Source organism: Methanohalobium sp. (genome assembly GCF_018609725.1).
Classification (GTDB): domain Archaea; phylum Halobacteriota; class Methanosarcinia; order Methanosarcinales; family Methanosarcinaceae; genus Methanohalobium.
Genome location: NZ_JAHENT010000147.1, coordinates 1 through 16556, shown reverse-complemented (window position 1 = coordinate 16556; position 16556 = coordinate 1). Strand labels below are relative to the sequence as shown.

At 35.9% G+C, this 16556-nt stretch carries 19 protein-coding genes; 9 read left to right on the top strand and 10 right to left on the bottom strand.

Features of this window, described 5'->3' with window-relative positions:
- The first annotated feature begins 443 nt into the window (after positions 1-443).
- The 6 genes from mdh to QZ276_RS09925 all read left to right on the top strand — a co-directional run bounded on the left by mdh (position 444) and on the right by QZ276_RS09925 (position 4034).
- Positions 444-1367, top strand: a complete 924-nt coding sequence (gene mdh, locus QZ276_RS09950; protein WP_292487601.1) for a malate dehydrogenase — start codon at positions 444-446, stop codon at positions 1365-1367.
- Positions 1368-1428: 61 nt separating this feature from the next.
- Positions 1429-1698: a PRC-barrel domain-containing protein gene (locus QZ276_RS09945; protein WP_292487599.1), complete on the top strand. Its 270-nt coding sequence runs from the start codon at positions 1429-1431 to the stop codon at positions 1696-1698.
- Between the two features lie 8 nt (positions 1699-1706).
- Complete coding sequence (locus tag QZ276_RS09940; RefSeq protein WP_292487598.1) at positions 1707-2432, top strand: tRNA(His) guanylyltransferase Thg1 family protein; 726 nt, start codon at positions 1707-1709, stop codon at positions 2430-2432.
- A gap of 70 nt (positions 2433-2502) precedes the next feature.
- Positions 2503-3306, top strand: coding sequence for a winged helix-turn-helix domain-containing protein (locus QZ276_RS09935; RefSeq protein WP_292487596.1), 804 nt, complete (start codon positions 2503-2505; stop codon positions 3304-3306).
- On the top strand, positions 3299-3703 hold the full coding sequence (gene tsaA / locus QZ276_RS09930) for a tRNA (N6-threonylcarbamoyladenosine(37)-N6)-methyltransferase TrmO (protein WP_292487593.1): 405 nt from the start codon (positions 3299-3301) through the stop codon (positions 3701-3703). Before QZ276_RS09935 ends, tsaA begins: the two co-directional genes overlap by 8 nt.
- A 34-nt stretch (positions 3704-3737) precedes the next feature.
- Positions 3738-4034 (top strand): hypothetical protein, encoded by a 297-nt coding sequence (locus QZ276_RS09925; protein ID WP_292487591.1) that lies wholly within the window; start codon positions 3738-3740, stop codon positions 4032-4034.
- A gap of 8 nt (positions 4035-4042) precedes the next feature.
- On the opposite strand, the gene QZ276_RS09920 is transcribed toward QZ276_RS09925, so the two are convergent.
- The 7 genes from QZ276_RS09920 to queC form a co-directional block, all read right to left on the bottom strand.
- Complete coding sequence (locus QZ276_RS09920) at positions 4043-4402, bottom strand: hypothetical protein (protein ID WP_292487589.1); 360 nt, start codon at positions 4400-4402, stop codon at positions 4043-4045.
- 115 nt (positions 4403-4517) lie between these two features.
- Entirely contained in the window at positions 4518-5504 is a 987-nt protein-coding gene (locus tag QZ276_RS09915) for a methanogenesis marker 2 protein (RefSeq protein WP_292487587.1), read from the bottom strand.
- Positions 5505-5542: 38 nt separating this feature from the next.
- Positions 5543-6490 carry a nitrogenase cofactor biosynthesis protein NifB gene (gene nifB / locus QZ276_RS09910; protein ID WP_292487585.1) on the bottom strand — a complete coding sequence of 316 codons (948 nt, stop codon included), beginning with the start codon at positions 6488-6490 and terminating at the stop codon, positions 5543-5545.
- 69 nt (positions 6491-6559) lie between these two features.
- Complete coding sequence (gene queD, locus QZ276_RS09905; protein ID WP_292487583.1) at positions 6560-6910, bottom strand: 6-carboxytetrahydropterin synthase QueD; 351 nt, start codon at positions 6908-6910, stop codon at positions 6560-6562.
- The gene (locus QZ276_RS09900; protein ID WP_292487581.1) at positions 6910-7629 is read right to left on the bottom strand and encodes a 7-carboxy-7-deazaguanine synthase QueE; all 720 of its coding nucleotides are present in this window, start codon (positions 7627-7629) and stop codon (positions 6910-6912) included. Before QZ276_RS09900 ends, queD begins: the two co-directional genes overlap by 1 nt.
- Positions 7629-8183 (bottom strand): DUF366 family protein, encoded by a 555-nt coding sequence (locus tag QZ276_RS09895; RefSeq protein ID WP_292487579.1) that lies wholly within the window; start codon positions 8181-8183, stop codon positions 7629-7631. Before QZ276_RS09895 ends, QZ276_RS09900 begins: the two co-directional genes overlap by 1 nt.
- A 19-nt stretch (positions 8184-8202) precedes the next feature.
- Positions 8203-8910, bottom strand: a complete 708-nt coding sequence (queC, locus tag QZ276_RS09890; protein WP_292487576.1) for a 7-cyano-7-deazaguanine synthase QueC — start codon at positions 8908-8910, stop codon at positions 8203-8205.
- 357 nt (positions 8911-9267) lie between these two features.
- On the opposite strand from queC, the gene QZ276_RS09885 reads away from it, so the two are divergent.
- Entirely contained in the window at positions 9268-11454 is a 2187-nt protein-coding gene (locus QZ276_RS09885) for a thioredoxin domain-containing protein (protein ID WP_292487574.1), read from the top strand.
- 27 nt (positions 11455-11481) lie between these two features.
- Positions 11482-12837, top strand: coding sequence for a coenzyme F390 synthetase (gene ftsA / locus QZ276_RS09880; RefSeq protein ID WP_292487572.1), 1356 nt, complete (start codon positions 11482-11484; stop codon positions 12835-12837).
- An 18-nt stretch (positions 12838-12855) separates the two neighbouring features.
- Here the strand turns inward: ftsA and QZ276_RS09875 are convergent, their stop codons facing one another.
- The 3 genes from QZ276_RS09875 to QZ276_RS09865 form a co-directional block, all read right to left on the bottom strand.
- Complete coding sequence (locus QZ276_RS09875) at positions 12856-13263, bottom strand: cupredoxin family copper-binding protein (protein WP_292487570.1); 408 nt, start codon at positions 13261-13263, stop codon at positions 12856-12858.
- A gap of 208 nt (positions 13264-13471) precedes the next feature.
- Positions 13472-14323, bottom strand: a complete 852-nt coding sequence (locus QZ276_RS09870; RefSeq protein WP_292487568.1) for a plastocyanin/azurin family copper-binding protein — start codon at positions 14321-14323, stop codon at positions 13472-13474.
- Positions 14324-14384: 61 nt separating this feature from the next.
- A complete protein-coding gene (locus QZ276_RS09865) occupies positions 14385-14810 on the bottom strand; it encodes a DUF420 domain-containing protein (protein WP_292487566.1) in 426 nt (141 codons plus the stop codon).
- A 279-nt stretch (positions 14811-15089) separates the two neighbouring features.
- On the opposite strand from QZ276_RS09865, the gene QZ276_RS09860 reads away from it, so the two are divergent.
- Positions 15090-16556, top strand: a 1467-nt coding sequence (locus QZ276_RS09860) for a methyl-accepting chemotaxis protein (protein ID WP_292487564.1), incomplete at its 3' end; no start/stop codon positions are given.

The window sequence follows — 16556 nt, the reverse complement described above, 5'->3', positions numbered from 1 at the left end:
GCATTTACCCAATCATCCAAAAACCAGATACGGATGCTACCGCTTGATATAATAGAAACAGTTAGGATTGATGATTTTTGTTATTTGGTAGTTCTTTTTGTGGAAAAGATTAGCTTTGACATTAATTGTCGGACAAGCTCTGAAGTCATGGGATTCTATTGAACCACGATAGCCTCACGAATTCAGTTGTAGGAGAGCAGTCAGACTTTCTACATTCTGAAAACCTGACACTTTTGTCTGTTTTTGGACACAATTCAATCCAGCTTTCAAATATAATACTACCATTTCATTAACCTATACCGAAATACAATTAAAACATTAACCTCTATATACCGAAAAAATGTAAGAATAATTAAATATATACATTAAAAATTTAAATATTTTGTATATTCAATTAGCAAGCAAATTAAAATATTAATCAAAATTACATAGAAGGCTAAACCATGACCAAAATTTCAGTAATAGGCGCAGGAAATGTTGGAGCTACAGCTGTCCAACGTCTTGCAGAACTTGAATTAGGCGACATTGTGATGACAGACATTATCAAGGGACTACCACAGGGTAAAGCCCTTGACCTCATGCAATCAGCACCTGTTATGGGATATGATACCGATATAACAGGTACAAACGATTACAAAGATATAGAAGGTTCTGATGTTGTTGTAGTTACTGCAGGTATGCCGAGAAAACCGGGAATGAGCAGAGATGATCTGCTTGATAAAAATGCAAATATCACCAAAGATGTATGTGAAAATATAAAGACACATGCACCTGATTCAACTGTTATAACCGTTACAAACCCGCTTGACATAATGACTTATGCTGCTCTTGAGGTTACCGGTTTTGAACACAACCGCGTATTCGGAATGAGTGGAGTGCTTGATTCCAGCAGGTTTGAAACATTTATAGCAATGGAACTTGGTTGTTCTATACAGGACGTTAATGCAATGGTTCTTGGCGGACACGGTGACCTGATGGTACCTTTGCCCCAGTATTCGACAGTATCAGGAATACCTATAACAGAAATTATGTCAGAGGATACTATCAATCGGCTTGTTGAAAGAACCATTCACGGAGGAGCTGAAATAGTTGAACACCTCAAAGAAGGTAGTGCGTTTTATGCTCCATCAGCATCAATTGTTAAAATGGTGGATTCAGTAGTAAACGATAAAAAACGGATACTTCCTGCAGCCGCATATTTAAATAGTGAATACGGACTTAATGACATATACTTGGGAGTTCCGGTTAAACTGGGCAAAGGTGGAGTAGAAGATATTATAGAACTTGACCTAACGGACGAACAAAAGCAAAAGTTATCACAATCAGGTGCATCTGTAAAGGAAGAAATTGCCAAGTTAAAACTCTAATTTTTTAAACCAAAAATACAAATATTAATATACCTAAAAAATAAAAATAAAAGGAGATAATATGCGTGCAGAAATATCATCGTTGTTCGGGTTGAATGTTTATACCAATGCAGGTACATATGTCGGAAAAATCAGTGATATGGTACTGGATGTTAACAACAGAAAAGTTACCGGTCTTGCAGTATCTGATATAAACAGAGAAATTTTTGATGTCCCCACAAAAGGTGTTATCATTCCATACAGATGGGTTATAACTTCAAGCGACATTGTAATAATACGTGACCTTGTTAACAAGTTCAAAAAACTGGAAAAAGAAGCATATCAAGAGTAATAGCGTTTATGAAAGAGAGAGAAATCTATGCAGATTTACGCTGTGCACCACCTTTAATCATACGTGTTGATGGAAGGAATTTTAAAAAAACGCTATCTCGCCAGAACCTTGAAAAACCATATGACAATAAATTTGCATCCGCGATGACTGATGCTATAGAACTTTTTTTTAAAAAGAGTGGTATTAGTCCTGTATTTGCATACAGTTTTTCAGACGAAATAAACCTTTTTTTTAATGATATCACCTTTGATGGTAGAGTAGAAAAACTTGATTCCGTGATTCCAAGTTTTTTAAGTAGTGCTCTTACAATGCAAATGGATACAGATGAACCGTTATCCTTTGATTCAAGGATTGTACCACTTACATACAGACAGATTGGTGAATATATGGTCTGGCGTCAGAGTGAAGCATGGAGAAACTGCATAAACTCATATGGGTATTATACACTGCTTTCTGAAGGGTGGAGTGAAAATGAAGCCGCCAGACATATGAAAGGTTTAAAATCCAGTGATATACATGAGATGTTGTTTAAGAGGGGTATAAACCTTGCAAAAGTTCCGCAATGGCACCGTCGGGGTATAATGGTTTATAAAACAAAATACGAAATTGAAGGATTTAACCCACTATTAAACCAGAAAACCATTACAACCCGAAAAAAAATCATACAGGACTGGAATATCCCTCTATTCCAATCAGAAAAGGGCACAGCATTCCTGCAAGAATTTATTGATTGAAGTTGTTTGATAATTATTATTGGCAATATTGTTTGGATATATTAAAATCATATAAACACAAGTGAGATACATGGAAACGTCATTAATTGATATAATATTTCTCTCGGATAAAAGAAAAAACCTAATGCTTCTACTTAGCAAAGAACCACAAAACAGAGATGACATACGAAACAAGCTCAATGTCACATCAAGCTCGGTAATGCCCCAGATAAAAATTCTTGAAGAAAATTACCTTATAGTTAAAGAAAATGAATACTACCATTTAACAGAAATTGGAGAGGCTATCGTTGATAAATTAATACCATTTCTTGAAACTCTGGATATCTTTGAAGGATATGAAGATTACTGGGAAAACCGTAATTTTGATCCGATTCCCAAAAACCTGTTGACAAGAATCAGAGAACTTGGAGATTATAATATTATAGAACCCGACCTTGACAACCTATTTGAAATCCCTCAAGAATTACTTGATGGTCTTAAAGAATCAAATTCTGTTACTGCCATCTCATCAATCTTTCATCCCAATTATCCGTCAATATTCCTTGACCTTGCAAAAAAGGGTGCAGATATAACAGTGATTTTGCAAAAGGCGGTATTTTCCCGATTAAAAGTTGACTTCCAGGACCAGAGTGATGCCTTTATAAATATGGAAAATACTGATACATTGTTATATAATGATGAAATGGGTGTAGCATCTATACTGGTAACTGATAAATTAATCTATCTAAATTTGCTGGATAAAAACGGGAAGTTTAACCATAATAAAATTATAAGTTATGATGATAGTGCTGTTAAATGGGGACAGGAACTGGTTCAATATTATACAAATATATCCACAAGGATTACTGATATGAGCGAGGTTTCAGATGGATGAAACGATAGAAATGAGACCTGTAGGATATGTTGAAAATACGTTCCATGAACTCAAATATAATAAAGATATGTATCAATCTGTATCAAAAATAATTATTTACGATGAATTTAAAGACGGATTATATCGGGTTACAGATTTTGACAGGCTGGAAGTCATATTTTATTTTGATAAATTCAACAACTATGAACTGATTCAAAAAAGGCGTATTGATGGGGTAATGGCTGGAGTTTTTGCGTCACGCACACCAAAAAGACCAAATGGAATAGGCATCACGACAGTAAAACTTGAAAAAGTGGTTGATAATATATTGCATGTAAAAGGTCTGGATGCTTTGGATAAAACTCCCGTTCTGGATATAAAACCATACGTGGAAAGCTTTAAAAAAGGACCTGACTAATTAAGTAAAAAAACAATAATCAGTGGTGACAATTATGTCTAAAAAGTTTACATTTGATGATTTGGAAAATAAAGAAATAATGGATGAAAAACACGAAGAAGAGAAGGAATTGTACGATTTAATCATACCGCCCGGAACACCGTCATCTTTAATATATGATATGGTTGAAATGTTTGACCTTGAGCCAATAAACCGCAAAGTAAACGTTAATATTGTAAATGAAGCAGAAAGAGAAGTACTTGCACTTCGCGGCGACCTTGAAACCGTACAGGAAGCTGAAAAGTTCATGTACGAAGAACTGGATTCTTGGGTAAGTAGCAAGGATTATTAACTACCATTTTAATAATCAGTTAATATTTCTATATCATGGGATATGTTTTGTATACTGGATGCAAATTTATAGATAAGTTCAGGTTTATAATTTGTTATTATGGTACACATATCATCTTGAAATGATGTTCTGTCCTCAATATCTGCTTTTGGAACAAAACTCAAATACCTCTGTTTAAGTTTACCGTTTTCTTTTATATGAATTTCTGATATATCACAAAGGTTCAGTGTAAGGTACGGTGGTTTATTCTTATCTTTTTTAATATCAACCCTGTTGTCATATAATTCTGCAATGCAGTTAAACCCTCTAAGCACAGAGATAGGTTCTTCCTCATTACCACTGGGTAAAATCCTGTCAAAAAAACTCATGTTTTACACTACAATATACCTTTAATAATGATTAAAACTTATAGATATTATTTATCTTGTCAACAAAACATTAATAATCTTTCTTTAAAAATTGAATAATGTATCTATCAGAAAATCAATCATTTTTACATGTAATACCGGTTATATCATCGGTATTAAAATCAAAAACAGTTTCTCGCCCATCCTCATTGTAAATATCAAGTTTTAAGGTGTCGTTTATCTCACCTACTACCGATGCTGTAATTCCTGCATCATTGAACACTTGAACACATTCATCGACATTTTCAGTTTTCACAGTAAGTATGTAACCTGTTGCAGTATAAACCTTTAGCCATTGTTCAATTTCTACACCATCAGGAAACGGGATTTTATCAATGTCAACAGATGCGCCTACATTACTGGTTTCGCAAAGCATCCCGAGTGTTCCGATTGTTCCCGGGTTGCTAATATCTTTCCCTGATGTTGCTAATTTTTTCTCCCCTATGGTCTGCATCACGAGGTAACGGTTTCTTACTGTTTCTGAATCTTTGAATGAAGTAGTGTCCCAGCTATACGGTGAATTGGGACCCATCCTGCCATCCATGTCATAGGCTACAATAATAGAGTCACCGGGTCTTGCAGTATCACTTCGAATAATACAGTCCTTTTTTGCAATACCGATGATTGCAACTGCTATTGAACTGTATGGAGTGTCAGGGTGCAAATGACCTCCTACCATCGGGACACCGAATTTTTTGATGCCATCGGTTATTCCTTTTAGGAGAGTATTACAGGAATCCTTATCACTGGATGATATGACATCCACCATTGCCAGTGGACGTGCCCCCATTGCTGCAATATCATTTACATTGGCAAGAACGGCTGTATAACCAGCCCACCAAGGACTAGCTTTCATCAATTTTTCCCAGATGGAATCTGCAGCAAACAGGATGACATCATTTCCATCAATATCAATAACTGCAGCATCATCTCCAAAATCTACCAGTGTGCCCCCATATTCAGAGCGTACTGATTCAAAGATTTCAACTATACCCTCAATAGGTTTTTTTCGAGTCACACCTTCAAAATTCCTGATGTCGTATGCAACCTGTTTCAAATCCAATGAAAAGCTTCCTTTTTGTTTTATGTTGATAAATTAATTTAATCGCCCTTATCCTTATTGGATTTGGTTTTTGATTTTCTCAGTGTCTCCATTTTGACCATGTTTCTTCTTTCTTCACTCATCTGAGAAAGGTCTTCGCCAAGCAGTCCATAAGCATCAGACCTGCACTGGCGACAATGGCGCATCTGGGACACAAAAGGTTCACAAGATGCCTGTGCCGCCTCACGTTCCTCATTTGTAGGCACTCTCCATTCAGCATATTCTGCCTGTGGTATAAGAGGCATAATATTCATGATGAATACTCCCAGTTCATTCATCTTTTTTGCGATGTCTACTACATGGTCATCATTTACATCCGGTACGAGGACGGTATTAATTTTTATGACAATTCCAGCTTCAATAGCTCTTTTTATACCTTCCAGTTGGTTGTTGATAATCAATTCTGCTGCTTCTTTTCCTTTGTAAAGCTTCCCGTTGTAAACCACACGATCACATATCTGCCTCTGGATTTCAGGGTCAACTGCATTAACTGTTACAGTTAATGTCTGCACACCTGCATCCAGCATATCATCAATCCTGTCAGGTAGTACAAGACCATTAGTACTCATACAGATGGTAACATCTGGGAATTCTTCTTTTATGAGCTTAAATGTTTCAAATGTTTCATCATTTGCCAGCGGGTCACCGGGACCTGCTATTGCTATCACCTTAATAAAAGGATGGTCTTTTAAAACCTGTCGAGTTTTTTCGAGCGCTTCCTGTGGAGTAAGAACTTTACTTGTTACACCCGGACGACATTCATTTACACAGTCATAATCTCTTATACAATATTTACACTGGATATTACATTTTGGAGCTACTGCAAGATGCATCCGTCCAAATTTATGCTGTGCATTAGGGTCATAACATGGATGCTCTGAAATCATCCGCAACTGTTCATTACTATAGTCAGGACATGATTGATTATCACTATTTTCAACTGGCATAATAGCTTACCTCTTAGATTACATTATAATACATAAATAACATTCATATAGATATTGGGACACCGTGTATTAACTTGTAGTTGAATCAATCTCACACCATTTACCTTCTCCTTCCCAGATTCTAACCTTTACAAGCATTTTTAATTTTTCAGAAAGCTTGGAATATATATTTTCACAAAGGTTTTCAGAACTTGGATAGGACAGTATATTGTTTAATAATGTGTGGTCATAATCTTTCAGTATATCCTTTACTATTTTTTTCAGGTCTGCAAAATCCATGACCATGCCATCGTTTTTTTTACCTTCTATCACTACTTCTACCCTGTAGGTATGACCATGTACAATCCCACATGTCTCATGTCCCGGTAAATAGTGAGCAGTATCAATTGATTCTATGATTCCAAGTCGCATTTTTTCCATTATAGGCACCCCAGCATTTTGTGGGTTTGTGGTATTACTTTCGTATTTATTCCTTTATCCAGTAATTGTTTTTGAATTTGAAGCAGGTATTGAACAGATGGGCGGTTGTAACCCTGTGTTACAGGCTGCAAAATAGCCCCAGATATATAGTCAGATATCCTGTCCACAATATCCAGAACATATTCGATTTTTGTATTTTTCAGTACTACTATTTTACAAAAGCAATCTCTGGATTCTGTCGTTTTTAATATTTTGAAACTATCAATTGTTTTTTCAATATGTGTTTCAAAATCATCATATTCAAATTCATTTATAATTTTAACGTCTCCTGATACAAATGACACTTTATCCTTAACCTTTTTCGCCATCTCAGGTAGGGTCATATTGGATTCCAGATATAAAGGAGCAGAAGTTTGCAGGTTCTTTATGAAATCTGCATGTATCAAGGGTTCTCCACCTGTCAGTGAAACCGAATGGACACTGCTAAATGATTCTATTGATTCGGCAACAGTATTGACATCCAGAGGGTTGGGTATCAATTCAAATTCATCCGATCCGGGATTTTTCTCAAACCTGCAAAAATCTACATATTCTCTCTGTGTATCACAATATTGACATTGAAGGTTACATCCAATAAAACGTACAAAAGCCTGCCTTATACCTACATAGGGTCCCTCGCCTTGAACAGAACAGAATATCTCACTTACCGGTGCGTTCATTAAATCACATCAAGCGGTTTGGATTTTCGTAAATCTTTTTCAATATCATCTAATTCATTAACATAACTTTCAGCAATTTCATACATCAACTGTTCGATTTTACATTCTTCAAACCCTATACTTTTTAAATCCGCATAATAATCATGTATTACATTAATCCCGAAATGAATTTTTTGTGATACAGCTGAAGTACTGGCAATAGATACTGAAAGTTTCTTGTTGTTTATAAAAAGGTCATCGCCCTCGCGTTTAATATTAAATCCCTTATCTATCAATATTTCTGATACAATGGATGCAAATAAACGCTGTCTTGAATAAACGAGTTTCAGTTTGGTTGAATCAAAATGTTCGATTATAAAATGAATCATATCAGACGAATAAATCGCTTCGTTTTCTCTTTTGTCTTCCAGGTCTATCATATGGCTGATTTCCACATTGCATGTTCCTCTGAAATAGATTATCGAATCATCCTGAACTCCTGCAACATTATATGCCCATAGTGATGATATCTGGCTTCCGTCATAATTTCTGTTATTCAAATAAATACATTCCATGATATACACCGGTAAAAAATCAATCCTTATCAACCATACCTAACCTTACAAGCAGTGGGTCTTTAATACCCAGTTCATCGAAGGCATGTTTCCGTCTAACACAGCTTTCACATACACCACATGGTAAATCTCTTCCATGATAACAACTCCAGCTCCAATCCAGAGGGGCACCTGATTTTAAAGCCTGATTGATAATATCTTTTTTATTATAATCTACTAAGGGTGCAAGTATATAGATACCGTTTCTGGTAGAATACGACAAACATGTATTCATCGAATCTACAAATTCTGGGGAATTGTCAGGAAAAGTTTGTCCCTCTTCACTATTGAATCCAACTACCACATATTCACAATCCAGGCTTTCAGCAAAACCTGCTGCAATATTTAAAAATATTCCATTCCTATTCGGTACCCACACATTCTTTGCTGATTCTTCTGTCTTCTCAGTTGCGGTTTTTCCCGAAATATCATCCAGTGTAAGCTCTGGTACATATTCATTTTTATTTACCAGTGATGTATTTGTAATCTTTTCAAGCCAATCAAGTTTAATAACTTCGTAATCGATACCAAAATGTTTGCAGATTTTTTTGGAATATTCAATTTCCTTTTTTGCAGAACGCTGACCGTAATCAAAAATAATCGCAAGCTTTACATCGGTTATCTCTCGTGCAATTGTTAGGGCTGCTACCGAATCCAGTCCACTGCTGAGTAATGATATTGCTCCCATTGTTAAATTTCCGTATCTTTATCGTTTTGCAGGTAAATAGTTAGCAATTTTAATAAGTGAATCACTGTATATCTAAAAAAGTAACCAATTTAAGCTTTTTGTTTATATATTGAATAAAGCAGAATATTCATACTTTATCTATGTTTTCCTGACATTTTAAATTCACCTTTAATATATTATCGGATAACGTTTTAAACATAGATATAAATATCATGTTATCTTAATCTAAATGGGAGTATTTAGAGTTAATAAAGCCATATTAAAAATTATAATTTTGATCGTCAATGGCATTACAACATTTATTTAACAATAAAAACGGGTGTTAGTACACTTTATCTCCAAAAAAGGTGAAATTAAATGAATGAAGAAACTGGTGAAACTGGGAAACAGCCCAACCATTTAATCAATGAGAAAAGTCCGTATCTGTTACAGCATGCTTATAATCCGGTAAACTGGTATCCATGGGGGGATAAGGCTTTTGAAAAAGCAAAGAATGAAGACAAACCCATATTCCTGTCTATAGGTTATTCCACATGTCACTGGTGCCATGTGATGGAAAATGAATCTTTTGAAGACCCTGAAATTGCTCAAATATTGAATAAAAACTTTGTTTGTATCAAAGTTGACAGGGAAGAGCGCCCGGACATTGACAGTGCCTATATGGATGTCTGTCAGGCTCTTACCGGAAGAGGTGGATGGCCGCTTACTATTATAATGACACCTGACAAAAAACCGTTTTCTGCCGCTACATATCTTCCAAAAGAAAGCAGATTCGGATTAACTGGACTAATCGATTTACTTCCCCGGATCAATGATATGTGGTCAAAACAAAAAAGAGAACTTGTAAGCCGTGCAGAACAAATTACATCATCAGTTGAAGAAGTATTTACAAAGTTACCTGAAACCAGAGAATTGAGCAATCAGGAACTTGATGCAGCATATGAATCACTTCTGGAAAATCATGACCCCGAATATGGGGGATTCGGTAACGCTCCAAAATTCCCTTCACCGCATAATTTAATGTTTTTAATGAGGTATTGGGAACGGACATCTAATAACAAAGCGCTGGAAATGGTCGAGAAAACGCTCAAAAACATGCGTATGGGTGGTATTTATGACCACATAGGTTTCGGCTTCCATCGCTATTCTACAGACAGATACTGGATGGTTCCACATTTTGAAAAGATGCTTTATGACCAGGCATTGCTATCAATGGCTTATATCGAAGCTTACCAAGCGACCGGAAAAATTGAGTATGGAAATACAGCCAAGGATGTTTTCACCTATGTCCTACGCGACCTTACTTCAAAAGAAGGAGGCTTTTATTCTGCAGTAGATGCCGATAGTGAGGGGGTAGAAGGTAAATTCTATACTTGGACATATGATGAAATACAGAAAATTCTATCAAAAGCAGAAGCCAATATTGTTACCAACCTTTTTAATATTCAAAAAGAAGGTAATTTCCGTGATGAGAAAACCGGTAACTTAACAGGTAAAAATATACCTCATTTAATAGAAACACCCTTATATATTGACGTAGAGCCTGATGAAGAACTTGATGAATTTCAGAAAAAACTTAACGAATCCCACGAAAAACGCGATGCATGGAAACGCAACCTTCTCAAGACCATCTATTCACAAAAACGCCTTGAAGTCGCAAGAAGAAAACTGTTTGAAGCTCGTGAAAATCGTGTACATCCAGCAAAAGACGATAAGATACTTACTGACTGGAACGGTCTGATGATTGCTGCACTTTCAAAAGGTGCACAGGTACTTGATGATAAGGAGTATGCCAACTCCGCAAGAAAAGCTGCTGATTTTATAATTAAAAACATGTCTGATTCATCTGGTCAACTGATGCACAGATATCGGGATGGTGATTCTGATATAATTGGGTTCATTGATGACTATGCTTTTTTGACATGGGGACTAATTGAACTCTATGAGACTACCTTTGAAGTTAAATACCTGGAAAAAGCCCTCGAGTACAACAACTACCTGATTAATCATTTCTGGGATGATAATAACGGAGGATTTTACTTCACACCAGATAATGAAGAAACACCTATAGTACGTAAAAAAGAAATTTATGATGGAGCTTTACCTTCAGGAAACTCAGTAGCTCTTATGAACCTTCTGCGTCTTGGAAGGATGACCGGTAATTCGGAACTTGAAAAGAAAGCTTCAGATTCCATAAAATCGTTTTCCAAATCGTTATCCAGAAATCCGATTGCATCTACTCATTCAATGCAGGCACTTGATTTTGTTCAGGGTACATCCAGTGAAGTTGTAATAACAGGAGATTTTCAGTCAGAAGATACCCAGAATATGATAAACTCATTAAAATCAGAGTTTATACCCCGCAAAGTTGTGCTTTTTAAACCAGACAAAGTTCAATCACCGGAAATTGTAAACATTGCTGGGTTTACCAGAGACATGAATTCACAGGATGGAAAAGCAACCGCTTATATATGTCAAAACTATTCCTGCAGTTCTCCAAAAACGGACGCTGACGATATGGTAAAATTATTAAAAAATATATAAAAGACACATATAACCTAAAAAGATACTATGAGTGAAATAAAATATACCAACCAAGAAATTGAAATGATGGGTCGGAATGAACTGGATGAACTTGTGGATGAACGTGTTAAATACACTGTTAACTATGCCTACAAGAATTCCCCATTTTACAGGAAATGGTTTGACAGAAATAGTATTAACCCTTCAGACATCCAGTCTCATGAAGACCTTTTACATCTGCCAATTATATCAGGAGATACTATCCGCCATAACCAGCCGCCCGAAACAAATTATTTTGAGTTTAAAAGTGTGGGCTGGGAAGATGTTTTTACAGTACATGAAACAAGCGGAACAAGTGGTGTACCCAAATCTTTCTTTCTAACATGGAAAGACTGGGAAAGATTTGCTGAAAAATATAAAAGAACTTTTACATCACAGGGTTTTGGACCTGGAGACAGGGTTGTTGTATGTGCATCTTATGGGATGAACGTGGGTGCTAACACAATGACTCTCGCAGCACGTGACATAGGTATGTCTATTATTCCAGAAGGTAAATGTACATTTCCAGTGCGTGTAATAACATCTTATGAACCCACAGGCATAGTGGGTAATGTCTTCAAATTATTAAGACTTGCCAACCGGATGAAAAAAGAAGGTCTGGAACCTTCTGATTCCAGTATAGAACGACTGGTAGTAGGTGGTGAAAGTTTTGCAGAAGAAGCAAGAGATTACCTTTCAGAAATATGGGGATGTAATGTGTTCAATACCTATGGCAGTACAGAAGGTACTATGTGTGGTGAATGTAGCGAAATAAACGGGCTTCATGTACCTGAAGACTTTGTTCATCTGGATGTATACGACCCCAACATGAAAGAGTTTGTAAATGACGGAGAATGTGGAAGAAGTGTGCTTACAACGCTGTTGCCAGTAGGTGCAAAATGCGGAACTTTGCTTATTAATTATGATACTGAAGATACAACTATAGTACGCACAAGGCAAAAGTGTTCATGTGGAAGAACTCATATGAAAATTGATAATCCACAGCGTGAAGCTGAAACATTCTGGGTTCGTGGAACTCCTTTCAATCGTGTGGATATTGAACGCGGGGTTTTCCAGAGAGAAAATATGGAATATCTTACAGGTGAATATGAATCTTTCCTGTACAGCGGAAATGACGAGGACGAAACAATCATGAGGGTTAGTCTTGAATGCATTGACCCAAAAAAATGCGATTATGAAGTGGTCAAGGAAAATTTCCTGAAATCATTTTTCCATCACAAACCCGCTCTGGAACAGGCATATTTGGATGAAACCTTTAGCATCATATTCAATTTTACAGGTCCCGGAGAACTGGAATTTTACCGTATGAAAGGCAGACCGAAACGTGTGGTGGATAGAAGGTAAAAAAGGAAAAGAAAAAGTTCAGTATCCTCCTGTGCCATCACTGTTTGTATCCCCAGTACCTGTATCAACGTCACCTACGATAACTGTACCTGTCATGGACGGATGGATAGTACATTGATAATCATAGATTCCGGCTTCATTAAAAGTATGAGTGAATGTTTCCCCTTGCTCAAGGTTTCCAGAATCAAAATTATCAGATGTTACTGTATGTTCTGCAGAGTCTTCGTTTGTCCATGTAACAGTGTCACCGACTGATATTTGTATAGTAGCTGGTTTGAACTGAATATCTTCCATGATTACATTGGTAGTTTCCACTGCTCCATCTTCACCATTATCCCCAGTACCACCATTTTGTTGATTACCGGCACATCCTATAGCTAATAATACACTAATTAGTATTGCTAAAATTGTAAATAGTTTCTTCATATACAAACCCCTTATAATAGTTAATCACCACGATTAATAAGTCTTTCCACATATCCAGAAGGTACTGTTCAGTTAATGGCACATATTAATCTATTTTAGATTTTTTATTATTTCTTTGTACAACAGTTTAGAGTTGAAATCAAGTGAAAGATTGTCTTAACTGAACACTGCCTATCCAGAAACAAATAAAAAGGAAATAGAGAGAATTTTATTCAACTGTCACCGTCCCCTCCATATAGGGATGGATCGTGCATATATAGTCATATGTTCCCTCTTCATCAAATGTATGATTGAATGAATCACCCTGCTGAAGGTTGGGTGAATAGAATTCTGGATTATCAATTGTCTGTCTTGCATTATGTGTTGCACTGTCCAAATTAGCCCATTTTACAGTATCACCGGGTGATATAGTGACTTCATTTGGCTTAAATTCAAAATCCTCAATTTCAATTTCAACAGTCTCCCCTTCATCTGTTTGTTCGGTTTCGTTTGCCATGGTTTCATTTGTTCTTATATTTCCTGTATAAAGGTAGTCATTGTTTTCTTCAATTCCATGACAATCATAGCAGGCTTCAACTTGACCTTCTGCATTTATTGATTCATTTGGACCATAAAACGCCCAGAACCAGTCATTATGATTTTCATCAAAACCTTCGACTTTATACATAACTGATAGTCCCTGTAATTCTCTATCGGAATTATAATCTTCTTTTACAATAATACTTCCATTGGACATCACTCCAGTTTTGTTTTCTATCGAAGAATAAGCCTCATCTGATACATAAACTGTCACCAGTGAACCATGTGGTTCAGATCCATTACTGAAACGGGATGTACCCGGCCACAATCTCCAGTCTTTGTAATTGTTCACTTCTGTAATATAGTTATGTAATTCCTGACCATCGGGTTGTGGAAGTGCTGTTTTATCTGGTGTTTTGTTACCAGAGTCATTTATCATCCCGTTTGTATCTGTTTCACCATTATCATCCGGTTGTTGAGCGCATCCTATGGCTAAAAATACTGCTACTATTACTATCAGAATTATCAATTTATCTTTCATCACAAACCCCCATTTAGTATAGTAATTTCTGTTTAATCCCTGTTATATTTCTTATTGTCTGTTAAAGAGGCCATGTTCCTAACCAGAGCATCAGATAAAGATGCAGACCAATCAGGAAGGTTAAAATCCACATCCAGAATGTAGATTTCATCAATTTTGTGCGATTTACCACAAATTTGATTTTTTTTCTGAAACCAAGATATATATAACCCCCAAGAAGAATAACCACCAATCCAACAATATGATGCAACCACATCTCAATATTGAACAATAAATTCGGTATTATACCTTCTACATATCTTGACATAGAAGGAGTCATTATAAAAATGATTGTTAAAATCTGCACCACCAGTGCTGCTGGCATGATTTTACAATGATTGCGAATTTTTCCTTTTTTGAAAAGGTAAACACCCATTATAACTGTAAGAATGATTAGAAACTGTACTATAAGATGTAAAAGTGCAAATGTCCTGATGTCAATTTCCATATAAACTCCCCTACAAAAATAATAATCCTGAAAATTGTTAAATTTTACTTTGGATTTATAGACAGTTTAATTTTACTATATTTATCTTTTCCAACAAATTTTGAAAAAAAAACAGTATAAATTTTCTCTACACAAATCATTATTCTCTGTTAACACATTTTATTTATAGATTTTTAATAATTTTTAAATATAATTATAATTTAACTAAAAATTGATTATGTTAATAGTAAACATTGTTTGATATTAACCAAATTATCTAAGAACTTTGAGGAAATAACGATGAACTTAAAAAATATCAAAATAAGTCATAAATTAGTTGCTTTTGCACTGATACTATTGATAGTTCCGATGGCTTTTGTAGGAGGATATGCCTATGAAGAAGCAAAAAGCGGAATTGATAATGAATTAAAAAATAAATTAACGCAACAAGTCGAAGTAGAAAAAGATTTTATAAATACTGTATTTGACCTTGCACATGATAAAGTAAAATCACATCTCTCATTAGCAAGTGATATTATTTATTCAAAAGGTAACCCAAGAATTGAAAACAATAAAATGTTCTTGGGGGACTATAATGTTAATGATAATTTTGATGTTGTGGATGAAATTAACGATGAAATTGAAGGTGTTGCCACAATCTATCAGGTAGAAAATAATGGAGCAACCAGTATATCCACAGATGTTAAAAACACGGATGGTTCAAGAGCAACTGGAACACTGGTTTCACAATCAATATATAATACTGTTGTAAAAAACGGTAATACCTATTATAACAACGAGATGATTTCAGGTAAAAAGTACCTGACTGCATACGGACCTATAAAAAACGATGATGGAAACGTGATAGGAATATTGCGAGTGGGTATTCCCGAAGCTCCGTTTATAAACCAGATTAGAGAACAGGTCCAAAATATCAAAGTCGGTGAAACCGGTTATATGTATGTCATGGATACTGACGGCACATTGATAATTCATCCAGATTTAGAAGGAGAAAATTTGAACAATTACGAATTCGTGCAGCGAATGATTTCTGAAAAATCTGGATATCAGAGATACATGTGGGAAGGACATGAAAAAATCGTAGCCTATACCCATTTTAAGGATAAAAACTGGATAATTGCTTCAGGTACAAAAGTTGATGAATTCTATGCACCTGTAGATTCCATTAAAAACGGTGTTACTCTGGCGATACTGGGATTCAGTTTGCTGGGTTCAATCGGAAGTGTCTGGTTTTCAAGAAGATTTTCAAATCCAATAAACCTTGCAGCACTCAGAGCTGAAAGGATTGCCAATGGTGACCTTACCGGTAAAAGTAAAAAAGAATTCTTAGAAAGACAGGATGAAATCGGTAAACTCGCTAAATCCTTTGATGATATGACAAGTAAACTGTATTCTCTGATAGAAGAAATCCAAAAAAGTGCCGATAATACAGCATCAAAGGCACAGGAGTTGTCTGCCTCATCTGAACAGATGACATCCACATCCAACCAGATAGCAGACACAGTAACCGAAATCTCAAACGGTGCACAGAACCAATCTACAAAGATACAGGAAGCCTCCCGTGCCATGAACGACATGAACCAGAGCGTGCAGGATGTCGCAAGCAACGCACAGAAGGCTTCCGAGGATGTTACTGGTGTCAGTGAAAAGACACAGAATGTTGGCGATAAATCACATGAGCTGTCTGTCAAGATGAACGATGTCCAGTCCGCCATGAACGATTCTTCACAGGTTATACAGGATCTT